The 16980-nt window shown below is 33.9% G+C and carries 11 protein-coding genes; 3 read left to right on the plus strand and 8 right to left on the minus strand.

The window, feature by feature from the left end; translation table 11 throughout:
• Positions 1-145: 145 nt before the first annotated feature.
• The 3 genes from P6733_RS07895 to P6733_RS07905 all read left to right on the plus strand — a co-directional run bounded on the left by P6733_RS07895 (position 146) and on the right by P6733_RS07905 (position 3123).
• Entirely contained in the window at positions 146-1258 is a 1113-nt protein-coding gene (locus P6733_RS07895) for an NAD(P)/FAD-dependent oxidoreductase (RefSeq protein WP_306352068.1), read from the plus strand.
• A 45-nt stretch (positions 1259-1303) separates the two neighbouring features.
• Positions 1304-1984, plus strand: coding sequence for a monofunctional biosynthetic peptidoglycan transglycosylase (gene mtgA, locus P6733_RS07900; protein ID WP_306352070.1), 681 nt, complete (start codon positions 1304-1306; stop codon positions 1982-1984).
• 185 nt (positions 1985-2169) lie between these two features.
• Complete coding sequence (locus tag P6733_RS07905) at positions 2170-3123, plus strand: lipid A deacylase LpxR family protein (RefSeq protein ID WP_306352072.1); 954 nt, start codon at positions 2170-2172, stop codon at positions 3121-3123.
• A 71-nt stretch (positions 3124-3194) separates the two neighbouring features.
• On the opposite strand, the gene P6733_RS07910 is transcribed toward P6733_RS07905, so the two are convergent.
• The 8 genes from P6733_RS07910 to P6733_RS07945 all read right to left on the minus strand — a co-directional run bounded on the left by P6733_RS07910 (position 3195) and on the right by P6733_RS07945 (position 16908).
• The gene (locus tag P6733_RS07910) at positions 3195-5324 is read right to left on the minus strand and encodes a prolyl oligopeptidase family serine peptidase (protein WP_306352074.1); all 2130 of its coding nucleotides are present in this window, start codon (positions 5322-5324) and stop codon (positions 3195-3197) included.
• A gap of 177 nt (positions 5325-5501) precedes the next feature.
• Positions 5502-9527 carry a fibronectin type III domain-containing protein gene (locus P6733_RS07915; protein ID WP_306352076.1) on the minus strand — a complete coding sequence of 1342 codons (4026 nt, stop codon included), beginning with the start codon at positions 9525-9527 and terminating at the stop codon, positions 5502-5504.
• A gap of 143 nt (positions 9528-9670) precedes the next feature.
• A complete protein-coding gene (locus P6733_RS07920) occupies positions 9671-10192 on the minus strand; it encodes a DUF4625 domain-containing protein (RefSeq protein WP_306352078.1) in 522 nt (173 codons plus the stop codon).
• A gap of 372 nt (positions 10193-10564) precedes the next feature.
• Positions 10565-12958: a TonB-dependent receptor gene (locus P6733_RS07925; RefSeq protein WP_306352080.1), complete on the minus strand. Its 2394-nt coding sequence runs from the start codon at positions 12956-12958 to the stop codon at positions 10565-10567.
• An 86-nt stretch (positions 12959-13044) separates the two neighbouring features.
• Entirely contained in the window at positions 13045-13362 is a 318-nt protein-coding gene (locus P6733_RS07930) for a hypothetical protein (protein ID WP_306352082.1), read from the minus strand.
• A 108-nt stretch (positions 13363-13470) separates the two neighbouring features.
• Positions 13471-14043: a type 1 periplasmic binding fold superfamily protein gene (locus P6733_RS07935; protein ID WP_306352083.1), complete on the minus strand. Its 573-nt coding sequence runs from the start codon at positions 14041-14043 to the stop codon at positions 13471-13473.
• Between the two features lie 21 nt (positions 14044-14064).
• Entirely contained in the window at positions 14065-16458 is a 2394-nt protein-coding gene (locus P6733_RS07940) for a TonB-dependent receptor (protein WP_306352085.1), read from the minus strand.
• 87 nt (positions 16459-16545) lie between these two features.
• A complete protein-coding gene (locus tag P6733_RS07945; protein WP_306352087.1) occupies positions 16546-16908 on the minus strand; it encodes a hypothetical protein in 363 nt (120 codons plus the stop codon).
• Between the last annotated feature and the right edge of the window lie 72 nt (positions 16909-16980).

Genomic DNA, 16980 nt, shown 5'->3' on the forward strand with positions numbered 1-16980 from the left:
ATTCCTTTTGTTCAATAAATAGTAGATCTATAGTAGCATTCCAACTTTATATAGCCGTAAATAGATGGTAATAAGCTGGTTTAGAATTGAAAATTAATTTAAAAAATAGGAGTCAAAATAGTACTTTTATAAAAATTTTCTTCAGATGCAATTAAGTTATTGGGAACTCAAAAATTGGTTCACGAATGTAGATTTCACAATTATAGGAAGTGGAATAGTTGGGATAAACACTGCTTTGCGTCTGCGTGAAAAATATCCAACGCATAAAATTTTAATTTTAGAAAAAGGGATGTTACCGCAGGGAGCTAGCACCAAGAATGCAGGTTTTGCCTGCTTCGGAAGCTTATCTGAAATCAATGAAGATTTAAGAAATCATACAGAAGAAGAAGTAATCCAATTGGTTGATAAACGTTGGAAAGGATTGCAACAATTGCGAAAAAGAGTGGGAGATTCTGCTTTGGATTTCAGGTTGTATGGAGGATATGAAATGTTTCTTCAAGAAGATGAAGATACGTATGAAGAATGTTTGCGAAGAATGCCCTTTGTAAACGATGTCTTAAAGCCATTATTTCATACAGAAGTATTTTCAAAGGAAATGGACCGTTTTGCTTTCAAAGGCATACAAGAATATTTGATTTTTAATCCATTTGAAGGACAAGTGGATACAGGAAATATGATGCAAGCCTTATTGAAATTGGCTGTATCAGAAAATATATTGATCTTAAATCAGCAAACGGTAACAGGTTACCAAGAGTATCAAGACCATGTAGAAGTGACGCTAGGAGATTTTAGTTTTAAAACCCAAAAATTATTTTTAGCGACCAATGGATTTGCAAGGCAACAAGGAATTAAAAATGTAAATCCGGCAAGAGCGCAGGTACTGATTACAAAGCCAATAGCTAACTTAGATATAAAAGGAACTTTTCATTTGGATAAAGGCTATTATTACTTCCGAAATATTGAAGACCGAATACTTTTAGGAGGAGGAAGAAACCTAGATTTTGAAGGAGAAACAACCACAGATTTAGGACAAACGGATTTAATACAACAACGCTTAGAATTTCTATTAAAAGAAGTAATTTTACCAAATCATTCTTTTGAGATAGAACATCGATGGAGTGGGATTATGGGCATAGGTTCAGATAAGAAACCGATTGTTGAACAATTGTCCAGTCATGTTTTTTGTGGTGTGAAATTAGGAGGAATGGGAGTGGCAATAGGTACTGCGATTGGAACAGAATTGGCCGATTTACTATAAGGCTCAAATAGGATAATTCATTAATGCATTTGTAAAATAGAATTTATGTTAAAAAAAATACTTCGATTTTTAGGTAAAGTAGCCCTTTGGTTTTTTGGACTCTCTATTGTTTCCGTGATTCTATTTCGGTTTATCCCTATTCCAGTTACTCCTTTAATGGTAATTCGAGCAGTGGAGCAGAAAGTAGATGGAAAAGAACTAAAGTTTAGTCATGATTGGGAACCGATTGAAAATATTTCTAAAAATTTGCAAATAGCTGTAATAGCGAGTGAAGATCAGAATTTTCTAACACATAGTGGATTTGATTTCAAAGCGATAGAGAAAGCGATGAAAAATAACAAGAAAGGGAAAAAGATAAAAGGGGGAAGTACAATTTCACAACAAACAGCAAAGAATGTTTTCCTTTGGCCAGGACGTAGTTATATCCGCAAAGGATTTGAAGTATATTTTACCTTTTTGATCGAAATATTTTGGGGGAAAGAGCGCATCATGGAAGTTTATTTAAACAGTATCGAGATGGGTGATGGTGTATATGGTGCAGAAGCAGCAGCACAATTTTGGTACAAGAAAAGTGCAACAAGTTTAACCCGTCAGGAAGCAGCAGGAATTGCAGCAATTTTACCCAACCCAAGAAAATATAAAGCCAGTAATTCATCCGCCTATATCAATAAAAGAAAAAACAGAATAGTGCGACAAATGGGTTATATGGGGAAATTAGAATATTAACGATAAGTATATAAAAAAGGGATAATCGATAAGATTATCCCTTTTTTATTTCCGTTAGAAAAGAAAGATCTTTTTTTAGCATAAATAAGACTTAAAATGAATTGAACTATTCATGAGATCAAATAATTTTACAATAGAAAAAATTGTAAAGTATGTATTTATAAGCATACAAAGAATAAATAGAGATGAGAAAAAAAATAGTTGTAGCTGTAGTATGCAGCCTTTGGTCAACATTAATATATGCTCAAAATAGTAAAACAATAGAAGCCGGATTTGTAACAGACAATGATCTTTATATTTCAACTTCACGAGATCAATATTATACGAATGGAATAGAACTGTATTATCGGTATTTAACCCATAAAAAGTCAGAAACATTAGAAAAGAAAACAGTTGAATTCAGAGCGGGACAATATATGTATAATCCGCAAACAGTTCGGGCAGTTTCAATCTCTTTGCATGACCGACCATTTGCAGGTTATTTATTTGCGGAAGCAGGGATTAGCAATTTCTATAAAGATGAATCGGTGTTGAAATTCAGTGGGCAGTTGGGAATTTTAGGACCAGGTGCTGGAGCAGAAGGACTTCAGAAAGAATTGCATAAAGTATTAAAATTGGATAGTATTTCAGGTTGGGAATACCAAATAAAAAAAGCAGTAGGAGTTCAGGTAAATGCTTTTTACTCACGTAAAATTTTACCCCAAACATTCAGTCAAAATATTGATTTTAATTTTACTTCCAAAGCAAATTGGGGAACCATTTGGACAGGCGCACAAGTTGGAATTATGACACGAATCAGTATTGCAAAATTACTACCCGTTTTTGATTCAAATTTGTTTGGAGCTTCCGTCAGTAGAACAGCAAAAGAAAAGAATAGGGAGTTTTACCTTTATTTTACTCCAAATTTAAATTACCAAATCTATGATGCAACAATTCAAGGGAGTATGTTTAACAATGATAGCCCTATTGTATTTGATGTAAAACCATGGCGTTTTATAGGCGAGGTAGGATTAAAGTTCAGACGAAATAATTGGAATCTTTCCTATAGTTTTATATACAAGTCAAAAGAATTAATTAATAATGCAGTAACCAGTCATTATTATGGATCAATCACAATATCACGCTTGTTTGGCAGTTAAGCAACAAGTTGTAAATGAATAAAAAAAGCCTTCTCAATGGAGAAGGCTTTTTTGTTTATTATAAATAAGTATTATACTTTATTTGGTAATGTTTTATATCCCATGTTGAATAAAGTAAAGGCTTGAATATCAGCAGCCTCTTCAATTGTTTTTGAAACCGGTTTACCAGCACCATGACCTGCGTTTACTTCAATTCGGATTAATACAGGATTTTTTCCTGTTTGTTTCTCCTGTAATTCAGCAGCAAATTTAAAACTGTGAGCCGGAACAACACGATCATCATGATCTCCAGTTGTTACCATTGTTGCAGGATATTGTGTTCCTTTTTTCACATTGTGAACAGGAGAATAACCTTTTAAGTAATTGAACATTTCTTTGTTGTCCTCTGCAGTACCATAATCGTAAGCCCATCCTGCACCAGCAGTAAAAGTATGGTAACGCAACATGTCTAGTACACCCACAGCAGGTAAAGCTACTTTGAAAAGCTCGGGTCTTTGTGTCATTGTTGCACCTACTAATAAACCACCATTAGATCCTCCGCGAATCGCTAAGAAATCTGAAGAAGTATATTTTTGATCAATTAAATATTCAGCAGCAGCAATGAAATCATCAAATACATTTTGTTTTTGTTGTTTCGTCCCTGCATCATGCCATTTTTTACCATATTCTCCACCACCTCTTAAGTTGGCTACTGCATAAATTCCGCCTTGTTCCATCCATACTGCATTAGCAACACTAAAGCTAGGTGTTAAGCTAATATTGAATCCACCGTACGCGTATAAAATCGTTGGGTTTTTACCATCTAATTTAGTTCCTTTTTTATACGTGATAATCATTGGAACTTTTGTTCCGTCTTTAGAAGTGTAGAATACTTGTTTTGATTCATAATCCTCGCTTTTGAAATCAACTTTTGGTTTTTGATACACCGTAGATTTTCCTGTTTTAGGATCATAAGAATAAATAGTTCCTGGAGTCACATAATTAGTGAAAGAATAGTATAAAACTTTGTCCTTGATTTCACCACTAAAACCACCCGCACTACCTACACCTGGTAATTGGATATCACGAATTAATTTTCCGTTATAATCGTATTGTTTGATTAAGGATACGGCATCTTTCATGTAATTAGCGAAAATGTAACCACCACCTGTAGAAGGAGATAAAACATTGTCAGTTTCTGCAATAAAATCTTTCCAGTTTGCTGGAGTTGGATTTGCAGCATCTACAGTTACAATTCTCTTATTCGGAGCATTTAGATTAGTAAGAAGATATAATTTACTCCCTACACTTTCAACTAAATCAACATCATTGTTATAATTATCAACGATAGTAACTATTTTGCTGTTAGGGTTTGTAAGATCTTTAATATATAATTCATTTCCAGAAGTTGAGTTAGCAGCAGAAATAACTAAGTATTTGTTATCCTCTGTTACACCAGCCCCAACATAACGACGTTTTTCTGTTTCACCAAAAATAACTTTATCCTCTTTTTGGGCAGTACCCAATTTGTGGAAATATAATTTATGCTGATCTGTTTTTGCAGATAATTCACTTCCTTTTGGTTTCTCATAACTAGAGTAGAAAATACCTTCATTTCCTTTCCAAGATAATCCACTGAATTTAATATCAATTAAAGTATCACCGATAACTTTTTTCGTTACAGCATCCAATATGATAACTTTTCTCCAGTCACTTCCTGCTTCAGAAATTGAGTAAGCTACTTTTGTACCATCTTTTGTGAAAGAAATTCCATCCAAAGATGTCGTACCATCTTTTGAAAATGTATTAGGGTCTAAGAAAATTTCTTCTTTTCCATTTTTATCTTTTCTCATTAAAACAGACTGATTTTGAAGTCCATTATTTTTATAGAAATACGTGAAATCACCCTTTTTGAAAGGAGCAGAAATTTTTTCGTAGTTCCATAATTTTTCCATTCTTTCCTTAATTTGCTTACGGAAAGGTATTTTTTCAAGGTAACTGAATGTTACTTCATTTTCGGCTTTTACCCAATTAGCAGTTTCTGTAGAACGGTCATCTTCTAACCAACGGTAAGGATCACTTACTTTAGTACCAAAGTATACATCTTCAGTAGCTACTTTTTTAGTTTCTGGATATTTTAACACAGTAGATTTTGCATTTTGTGATTGTCCGTAGGTAAGAGCGGAGCCTAAAACAACCATTGTTGTGATGATTTTTTTCATTAATGTCATTTTTTGGTTTAAAACAAAAGTAAGGAAAACATTTGGTTCTTTTTGATTTAAAATGAGCACTTAGGAGTGATTTTTAAAGGAAAAATTCAAATATTTTGTGTTTTTTTAATAAGTAAAAGAGGTTGCCAAAACAAAGACAACCTCATTTGATTCTAATAAGTATTTATTTTATTGTTTTATGATTTTAATTGATTTAGTTTGATTACCAGAATTAACTTTTACAAGGAATACCCCAGTCTTTAAAGAAGAGATATCAATTTGAGATTGTGTGGCATTTACTGTTTTTTGAATTACTTTTTGGCCCATGATATTGAATATAGAAATGGTGGATATTTTTTCTGAATAGGATAGATTCAAAATGTCTTTTACAGGGTTAGGATAATAACTGAAATTCTCATCGTTAAATGTTTCTGTTTCTAAAGTACCTGTAATAGTTAAAGTATACGCTGTAGATTGTGGTGGTGTTAAGGAAGAAATCATAATATAGAAAGTCTGACCTGCTTCAATACTAAGCCCATTAATATTTATTGGGTTACTATTTGTATCATTTACTGCGCCAGCAATACAAGTATTACCAATTAAATTACAAGCACCATAAACAAATAGACTAACATTACTCTCTTGTGGATTTAGCTCAATATTAATTGTACCATCATTAGTAGCGGTGTAGGCATATACTACATTATTACCATTTAGGAAATTTGTTGATATTCCACAATTTATTCCTGCGACTCCTGAATAATGATTACCATAGTTACTGGTGTTATCATTAGTTGTATAAGGTAGATCCGAACTGATTATGGGAATGGCATTCTCACAGGTTGAACCAGTTCCTATTTGTAATGTGTTGAAAAACAATGCTGATGACCAATCACTTACTTCAGTTTCTGAACAAACAGAGCGAAGATAAACTTCATAATTTGTACCAACAGAAAGATTAGTTATATCGACAGAAGACATGGAGGTAGATACACCTATCATTGGAGAAGATCCTGTACTTATCGGTTGAATAACATATTCCCAGGAAGTTTCAACTCCAGCAGGTGCCCAAGAAATTGTAGCACTATTGTGTGTAATTGCAGAGGAGCTAATCGCTGTTGGAACAGTACAAATAGTACTTTTTTCTATTATAAAATTATCAATATAAAAGTAAATATCGGGTGAAGAATTGAAAGTTTCAGCATAGAAACCGATTTTCACAATTCCTGTATAACCAGTTAATGCGATTGTTTCCGTTTGTCTTGTATCTGAAACTAAGCTTGAATTATCATAGGTTTTAATAGTATTTGCATTTTCCCAAGTTATACCTCCATCTGTTGAGATTATAACTTTTACAATATGATTACCAAATTCGATCATTCTATAATCGGAATCAAGATAAGTAGTTAAAGCAACATCATATTTTAATTGAAAAGGAATAGATCCATCACCTAAATCAATTTGATTTGAAATGAACCAGTCTTTACTAGTGGAGCGTAGATTAATTCTGGCAGAATTAGAGTTACCGAATGTTCCAGCAAATGTTTCATTAGTCCATTTCCCATTTTCTATGGTTAAAGAAGTGGGAATAGTTTGTAATGTTCCTTTAGATTCTGACCAGCACAATGGATTTGGTGCATTAGAAATATAGGAATCAAAGGTCTGAACTAATGTTGGCGCTATTTCTGGGCCACAGAGCGTCATGAAAGTTATAGGTTCTGAATATGAACTACTATCCGTAAGTGAACATTCTTCTTTGACATGGAAAGAGTAAGACCTGGTATTGTCTAATCCAGAGATATTCATAGGAGGTGTTACATTAGATTGAGTTACTCCTGTGCCTGGTATAAACCCAATTGGGCCATATTCTACAGTATAACTTGTTCCTGTTCCTACCCAAGATAAAGTAGCGGAATTTGAAGTGATGTTTTCAGCGGTAAGCGTTGTAGGTATAAGACATGAAGGAGTTACTTCTAGTTTAAAATCATCAAAAACAATATACCACGAAGACTCATCAGGTTGGTAAACCTGAATAGTAAAGGTATAAACTCCAGAGGTGGTAGGCACAAAAATTCGTTTTATTTTCTGATATGGTTGTTGACTAATTATCCCAGTACCCATAGGAGTATATATTTCTCCTAATAAAAACCCAGTTGTGTTGGATTGACTTGTATTGGAGTATAGCCCGACTTGCCATCCTGTACTTCCATCACTTTGTGCATAAAAACTAAAATCATAAGAAGTACCTGCTTCTAATTGAAAACTCGGTGTATGGATATATTCGTTGGTAGTAGAATCTGATTTTTTCAGATAGTTAGAGCCTGTTCTAGGAGTGTGGTAATTAGATGTATTAGATGTTTGCCAATTTCCGTTTTCTTTTTTCCAGCAAAATGGGAAAATATCTGGTCCGAGAGGTTCAATGTTTTCAAAGCCCTCTTCCCAAGGTAAATCTAGGATAGGAGTACAGCCAGTTGTAAAATTATGAGGACCAGACCACATGCTTTTCCCATCTATACCACAATCTTGTCGTACATAAAAAGAATAATTTGAATCATAATCCAATTCATTTATTCCGTTTAGTTCAAAATGATTGTTTACCCCTTCAAGTAAGGCGCCGTTACCTTGTGTAAACCCGGAAGGACCATACTCGATATCGAATAGATTACCACTGCTAGTCCATGATAATTTGGTTGTAGTAGCTGTAATGTTATCCGCTTTTAAAAGTGATGGTTGAATACAAGGAGCTACAGCGTCTATTTTAAAGTTATCAATAAAAAAGCTTATGTTCTGAGTCATTGATATACTATAAGCATAGAAGCCTATTTTTACTACACCAGTATAACCGGCAAGAGATATCATTTCATGTTTTCCTCCAGTAGGAATATTTGTGTTATCATAAGTAGAAATAACATTTGCAATGGACCATGTTGCACCATTATCGGTAGAGACAATAACTTTTACAAATTTCTCTTCCATTGTAGTAATACTAGGCAGTATTGCAGTAGTATATTCTATCATAAATTCTGTTGACCCATTTCCTAAATCAATAGAAGGCGAAATTAACCAGTCGTTATTTGTGCCGTATAATTGAACCATTGCTGCTCTGTCATCTGGATTAGTAGTGGAATTAGTATAATCACCTCCTTTCCATTGACTCGTTGTGCCAGTTAGAACAAGTGGTGTTAATCCTAGTATATCAGATGATTTCGACCAACACATAGGGCTTGGTATTGAATTGGTATAGTTAGAAAAATCTTCTATTTCTGTTGGAGCAATTTGATTTATACAAAGAGTATTGAAAGAACCAATATTTTGCCATTCAGAAGATGTAGTAGTAGAGCACAGAACACGGACAAATACGGAATACGTTGTGGATGGGATTAAATTTGTAATTGTCTGTGTGTCGGTGATAACGGAGCCTGTGTCTACTAAGCCTGAGTTACCACTTTCTGCATTTCCGGAAGTACGAATTTCATATTGATATCCATTTGTAGGGATTATGGAGGGTACCTGCCATGCTATTTTTGCGGAAGTTGTTGTTATGCCTGCAGTAGTTAAACCATTGGTTGATAGACAAGCAGGAATTTCTACTTGAACAATATTGATGTTATCAAGGATTATAGAAGAACTACCTGCCCCCTTTTTTATGAAGAAGCGAATAAATAAATTGCCTGGAGTAGTGTTAAATGTAACTGTTTTAGTATTGCCACATGCGGCAATAGGAACGTGATTTGCAGAATCAACGGTATATATTGTTGTCCAAGGACCATTTGTGGAATAGGAATACTGTAGGTCTATTGTTCCAAAACTAACAGGACTAGCCTCAAATGGAAAAGCAGAATTAATAATTTTATAATCAAAACGCATAGTGATATTTCCTCCTTCAGAGATTCCAACAGAAGGAGATGATATAGTTTTTATAGTATTTGGAGGTAAGGTAGTTGAAAAAGAGCCACTATTAGTTTGACATGCTATATCGGTAAGCCTATCACCGCCAATCCAGTCTGCATTCCCAGGAATGTCCCAATTTTGGGTATAATTGACTTGTGCTATAGAAATTGAACTGGGTAAAATAAAAAATAATAGTAATGCTAATGAATTTGATTTTAGATGACAAAGCCCTCTTTTAAGAGGGGTATTTGTAACGACTCTTTGCCCAAAGAAATTATAATTTAATATGAAATTATAAACTTCTGTAATTGTAATTATTTTCATAAAATTAGAGTAAATTAATTAATCTTAATATTCTTAATTTATGGGGGAGGAGTGTTTGATTTTTATGAAGTAATAAAAGAAGTTGCCGTTTTTTGACAACCTCTTTTATTTTCAATGATTTAAAAATTAGTTCACAATGAATACTATGAATTTGTTTTATTGTGATCGTGATTATGGTCATGACCATGTCCGCCTTCACCAATAGCGATTTCAATAAACAATTTTTGTTCGTTACCGGCTTTATCAATACAGAAAACACCAAGGTGATAATGACCCTCTTTAATTGGTTTACCATTTACAATGGTTGGTACAGCAATATGATGGTGGACCGATTTTGTTTTTAATCCGGCCTCAATTTGCCATGATTGATTATGTGACCATGGATTTGTTGTTTCATCTGCAAGACCACGCCCATGAGTATGCCCATCTGAAGCATCATGAATATCGACTTTATAAGAAGCCAATTCTACATTATCCGTGAATACAGCGTCAAAATGGATATCAGAACCCGGTGCAATAACTTCATCATCTACAGGATCATTCAAGGTAATAGTTGGTTTCTCTGTATCTAAAATTACAGCAATAGCATCATCATCATTATTACATGATGTCATTAATAAAGAAGAAGTGATAGCGAATAGACTTAAAAATTTATGATTTTTCATTTTTTATATTTTATAGATTTTACTTTTAATGTGTATTGATAATTTTGTAGAATCGATAAAATGGGAGGTCCGCGTTTATTTTGAAAATTAAAAAAACGCTCTATGATTATTTGATTAGTCACAGGAAAGGAACGTACTCTAAATACAGTTAGGACGACATTTTTTAGAACCAGAAAATCAAAAGACAGAAAAGGCGGTAATTTTAGAACAAAATCATGGCAACTATGATGCTTATGATTAGTCGATACCAATACAGTACTGCTTGATTTTTTTAAATTAAAATCATGCGGCATCAAATAATGGAGACTACTGATTCCCTGAGGAATAATGAATCCAATGAGTAATATTAGGACGATATGTTGTCTAATACTTTTATGCACCTGTTTTTGTATTGAATGGGATAATAATCATTAATTGAATGTTTCTGCCAATCTCAGGAATTTCGAGAGCTCTGTAGAAACTGATGTGATTATAGTATTTACGATTCAAGAGATTTGTAACTTGAAGATGAACTTTGGCGTTGAAATTATTTAATTTGATTGTGCTTTTAATTCCACCACCCCATATAGTATATCCAGCAGTGATAGCTTCATTTTGAGCAATATTATTCTGCTCCAAACTGAATTTAGTATTCATATAAATTTCAGAATTATGGAACATCTTCCTTTTTTCGAAAAAAGAATAACCAATCTCAACATATCCATTGGCAGGAGGAGAGAAAGGCAAAGGGAAATTTTTGGATTTATCGGGTGAAATCTGACGATTATACAGATACTCCAAAACAACCTGTGTTTTAATTTTTTCAAAAAAGGTTTTTTGGAAATCAAATTCAATTCCAGATAAAAAAGCCTTCGTTTGTTTATACTGATAAATTTGGCCTGCATGAGGTAAAATAGAAAAAGTACCAGACGGATTTAGAAAAATATAATTGTCGAAATAGTATAGGTACGGACTTAAAGAGAAATACAAAGACTCTTTTGTATAGCTCAATTTAGTATCAAAAACGAATCCTTTTTCGGGATTGAGATTTGCATTTCCTTGTTCATGTCTAAAAGAACCATGATGAATACCATTTGCACCCAACTCAATGGCAGTGGGAAGTCGGAAGCTAGTTCCTGTATTCAAAGAAAATCCCCATCGATTAGAGAACTGATAGGTGATGCCACCCATGATATTAAAATTAGTATATTCTTTATGTACAGTGGCACTTCTTTCAGCATAACGATTGGCTGTAGTACTTGTTTCATTATTTGAGATTAAATAGTTGTAGAGAATAGGGTCATAAAAACGTTTTATATCCATCTGACTATAATCAAATCGAGCGCCAATGGAATATTTTGTCTTTTCGGAATACTCATAATCGTGAGTGATGAAGAAACCATAATTTTTACGATTGTACTCGGGTAATAAAAAATTAAACCCCTGAACCGTATTTTGCTGCCATTGCCCTTGTAGGCCAAAGGTTGTTTTATGTTTTTCGGAGAATTGGTTACTATACTTTATCTGCGCATCATAAGTATTTAAGTTGAATTCCAATTCTAAATCAGGATTTGTTGCTGGTCGAGTCTGACCAGTATAATGAGTATGAAATTCACTCCATTCTTGGCGTAGATTATTTTGATAACTGAATTGGAAATTCCATTCAGAGGTATCTAATAACCATCGGGTATGACTAGTAACTTTAAAATGATTAACCCGTTGGTAAGGATAATCGATGTTTCGATCGTTCCCATCATCCTGAACTCTATACAAGGAGGGAATACCATGAGAACCGGGGAAAAAACCAGATTTTTGATATACAGTACTAAAGCTTAAAGTAGATTTTATAGCATCCGATAAATAACCAATTTGCCCGAACCAATTTAATTCTTTGCCCGCTGTATTTTTTAATTTTCCATTATAAATGGGGATTTTTCGAGTTAAATAAAGAATTTGATCCGTAGGAACTCTATAATCAGCATATTCTGAAATTGTGTTTTTTAGTTTATAGAAAAAATGATTTTTGCGGTACTGTAAATTTAAAGATGAGGTAAGCCCTTTGTTAACGGTTTTCCCAAGAGTTGTCCATTCACCTACAAGAACGTTTTCTTCTGGAATACTTTCGTTTTTGATGTTAATTACACCGCCTATTGCATCACTTCCATATTCAATACTTCCTACGCCTTTAAGGATCTCTACATTTTCTACCGTTAGAGCATCCATCTCTAATCCATGATCAGCGCCCCATTGTTGACCTTCATGCTTTATTCCGTTTTCAGCTGCCACAACGCGGTTGAATCCTAACCCTCTAATCATGGGTTTGGATGAACCTGCACCAATTTCCATAGCATTAATACCCGGTAGTTTTTCTAATGATTTAGAAAGTGAACCTGCAAATTGATCTTGAATGTATTTCTGATTGACGGTTTCTTTATTTGTAATGCTTTTTTGTAGAACAGATGTTTTTATTAATACATCCTTCAAATTAGAAATGGCAATTTTTAATTTAATATTTAAGAAAGTAGGATGGTGAAGAACAATCAATGTATCCTTAGTAATATATCCCACATGAGAAATTACAATGCGATGCTTCCCTGTTGGAATATTATTTATGGAATACTCGCCCTGCTCGTTTGTGTGAACATTGAGAGAGTGAAATTGAATTTTACTACCCAATAAAGGAGTATTATATTCATCGGTAATTTTACCACGTACAGTGATTCCTTGAGAATAAGCGATTGTGTATCCTCCAATTATGAAGTATACCAAGGCAAATAAATAGCGCATGATTAATCTAATCTAAATGATAATAATAAGACCAAGTATCACGATTGCGATAAAGTCAGAGAGTAATTGGCAGAGCCAAAAAAGTATTAACAAATAGAAATAGGAGGTCCTCGATGCGAAAATAAACTGCCCGAAAAGAAAACAGTTGATTCATTGGTTTTAAAGCAGTAATGTATTGCTTTAAAGAGTGTAGTAGTTTGAATGGAAAAATGATCAGGAGTAATCATTGGGCTTAATGTAAAAGCACAAATCGTACACTGATGGTGTTTTCCTTTAAAGTTTAAATATTGTAATTGATCATTATGATGAACAACAACGGTAGTATCATCTTGAAGATATTCTTCCCATAAATGTTCTGTTGTATGAATAGACTGGAAGAGTATTGTAAACAATACTGCCAGCATCAAACAGAAATTTAATATAGAGAAAGTTTTCTTCATTAAGCTTAAACTAGGATTTTATAAAACTTAAAGACTGTTTCTATAACAGTCTTTAAGTTTGAATGATTATAATTATTGAACAGATACTGGAAATGTAGCTTCAACATCAGTTTCCCCTGCAGCATTTGTAATGTCTCCATTAGGAACATTTGCACCGCTTTTATTAGGTTGATGTCTAAGTGTAATCGTTAATGTTCCGGTGAAAGGAGTTGCTCCAGCAATAAATTTGAAGGCCAAACCAATTGGTTTTCCATTTGCATCGGCATCACTATAACTGAAAGCGCCTAAGCTTGTTGAGGATTGGAAAAAGAACTGATGATCTACACCTTCTTGTGTGATTTCAGTAGTAATATTATCAACAGGATTCGCTAATTCATTTAATAAGGTAAGGTTCCCGTTATATGTTTTTCCTGCAATAAAACTTCCAGATACAGTAACAACAGGAGCATTTGGACCATCACCATCTAAATCCTGAGTTTTTAATGTAATAGCTGTTCCACCACCTTCTGGTGTGAATACTGCCGTAAGTGTTGAGATTACTTCTTCCTCATTTACTGGCGGGGCAGGAGTATCATCACTATTGCTGCATGATGCAAATAATACTACGGCTAATAGACTGGTAGATAATAGCTTGAATTTTTTCATAATAAGAGATGTTGTAATTTGTTAGTAATTAAATTTTAGTTGAATAGAAAAATTTCGACCGATTTCATCCGCATAGAAACGCTGACGGTTTAAGTAATCGCGATAGTTTGTATTAAAAATATTTTGGATGTTGAATCCAACGGTAATTTTGGAAGCCGTTAAAGCATTGAAGCTTACTTCCGAATTAAAATGGAATAAGGAATATCCTTTTGGTGGCTTACTGATATTTACCAGAGTACTAACAGCTGATCCATTTACGATTACATCGGCGTAGAAATCATTGTTAGGGTAACGTTGTTGGGTAAATACGTTTTCGTTTTTTAGACTTAACATTAGATGATGCCAATTTTTATTTTTATACGAAATGGTATTTACCCAATTCAAAGGAGGCATATCAATTAAAGGTCTGTTTTTATCAAGATCTTTTCCATAAACATAGGAAACAGCCATACTTTGACTGAATTTATCACTGTAGTTCCAAGTGGTATTCACATCAATACCAAATAAACGAGCATCAACCTGGCTATATTCCCATACAGGAAATGCACCACGATTAGTGTATTCAAGCCCTGTAGGTTGAATAATCATAAAATCATTGATGAAGTTGATATAAGGATTAATATCAAACGTAAATCGATCCGACCTGTGCGAAAGCGTAGTCGATAACTTTAGGGCTTTTTCCTTTTTCAAACGTAAGTCCCCCAATTCGATAATTCCTAAAGAATGATGTAGTCCGTCACTGAAAAGTTCGGATGGATTTGGACTTCTGTTCGCTAAACTTACATTGGTATATAAGCTTAATCCAGTATTGATTTGGTATTTTGCTCCTAAGGTACCAGAGAAATTATGGTAGGTAAACTCAGGTTTTGTTAACCATTGTGAATCAAAATCACCAACAATGATTGAGGAAAAATCCTGACTGTAACCGCGTTCATTCCATCTGGATTTCAGGTAATATTTAGTGGCATTAATTTTACTGTAATCATAACGTAGGCCAGCTTCTAAGGTTAGGTTATCATTCGCTTTATAGGTACTAATTCCATAAACACCAAAATCATATTTATCATAATTGGGTATTAATGGACGGACATTTGTTCCGGGGTTGGCAAAGTTTTTTTGGTACGAACCACTTGTTCCAAATTTGAAAATATAATTTCCTTTTTCTTCTGTCACAAAATCAAGATTTACAGCATGCGTGGTTAACGTTAAATCTAAAGCTGCGTTATCTCTATTCTGCCCACGACGAATATCATATTCTAAACGCTCATTACGTTGAAAAGCATATTGAACATTCAGCTTACCAAATCCTGAAAAGTTTTTGTAGAAATTTATTTTGGCTAAATGATGCTGTACTTCTTGTTTTGGATAACCAATATTGTATGTTCTATCCGCAATGAATTGTGGTTGTTGGCTATTTATAGCCCGTACTAAATCACTAATGTTTCCAATGTGAGAAGCGCGAAGAATGCCAATTTCACTGTTGGTATAACTATAATTTGCAGAAAATCCATAATCAGTTCCTTTGTATCCAAAGCTACCTGAGAAATTTTTTGCACGATTTCCGGTATTAGAAAGCACATAATCAGGAGCACTCACATCACCTAAGTATTTGAAAGTCCCCAATACATTCCAATTCCATCCCGATTGATAACTTTTGGTTAGGCTAGAGCTAATACTTCCTCCACGACCATTTGATGATCCATTAAGGATTGTCTTTCCATATATAGTGTCCATTACAGGGATGTGCTGAGGTTCGATAACAACTGTTCCACCAACGGCATCTCCACCGTATTGTAGCCCGGCAGCACCTTTTATAACCGTAATCTCGCCTGCAGCATTTACATCAAAATTTGGAGCATGTTCTGCTCCCCACTGTTGATCTTCTAAACGAACATTATTGTTAATGATTAAAACACGACTACTGTGTAATCCATTAATTACAGGTTTCACAACAGAACTCCCTGTTTTTAAAGCTGAAACTCCACTTACTTCCTTCAGTAAATCCCCCAATGATGCACCCGAATACTGCTCAATCGTTTCTGTTTTTAGCTTTGGAGCAGTAGTAGTAGTTGTAGATCGAATTACCTGATCTTTAATGGTTACTTCTGCCAATTGTGCTCTATCGAGTACTAAGCTAATGTTTAGAACTGTATTTCCTTGAATAGTAACAAGAGTATCAATTGTTTTATAACCCACATAGGAGAATTCTACCTTCTGTGGACCAGAAGATAAATTGTTTAAAGTATAGAAACCCTCCGAATTACTATTGACATAGATGGCATTACTATGTATATGACCACCTACTAGGGGTTTGTTGTTTTCATCTGTAATTCGACCGGTTAGGGTACCATTTTGGGAATAAAGCATTGATGTTCCACCCAAAAAGAAATAGAAAAACACTAATAAATATCGCATGATAATTTAAAATCTAAATGATAATAAATAGAGCTTATTACTCGATAAGAGAATAAGTCCGAAAGTATAGCTGAGCTATTGTATTTATTAACAGATAGTTGTGGGAGGTGCTCTTAAAGCAAATAAACTTCCTGCAAAGCTGTTTGCAACCGTTGCAGTAGTTGTGAAACTATAATGTATAGCTTCAAAAGTAGAATGAGATTTAAATGTAAAAATTTCAGGAAGAATCGTAGCGCTTAATGTATATTCACAAATAGAACAAGTGTGTTTTTTTACAGTAAGGTTCTGAAAATGGGTGCTATCGTCTTCTGGTGAATGATGCGATACAGCAGTAGCGGAATCAGTAAAATACTCATCAAATAAGTGCTCAGAGGTATGCACAGATTGAAACAGCATTGTAAACAATACTGCCAACATCATACAAGCATTTATGATTTGAGCTCTTTTCATTGCCTACAAAAATATAAAACGAAAAAAGAAAACCACCTCTTTTTAACAAAATTTCAATAATCGTGTAAAAAG

This window comes from Flavobacterium aerium, from assembly GCF_030766725.1.
In the GTDB taxonomy this organism is placed as follows: domain Bacteria; phylum Bacteroidota; class Bacteroidia; order Flavobacteriales; family Flavobacteriaceae; genus Flavobacterium; species Flavobacterium aerium.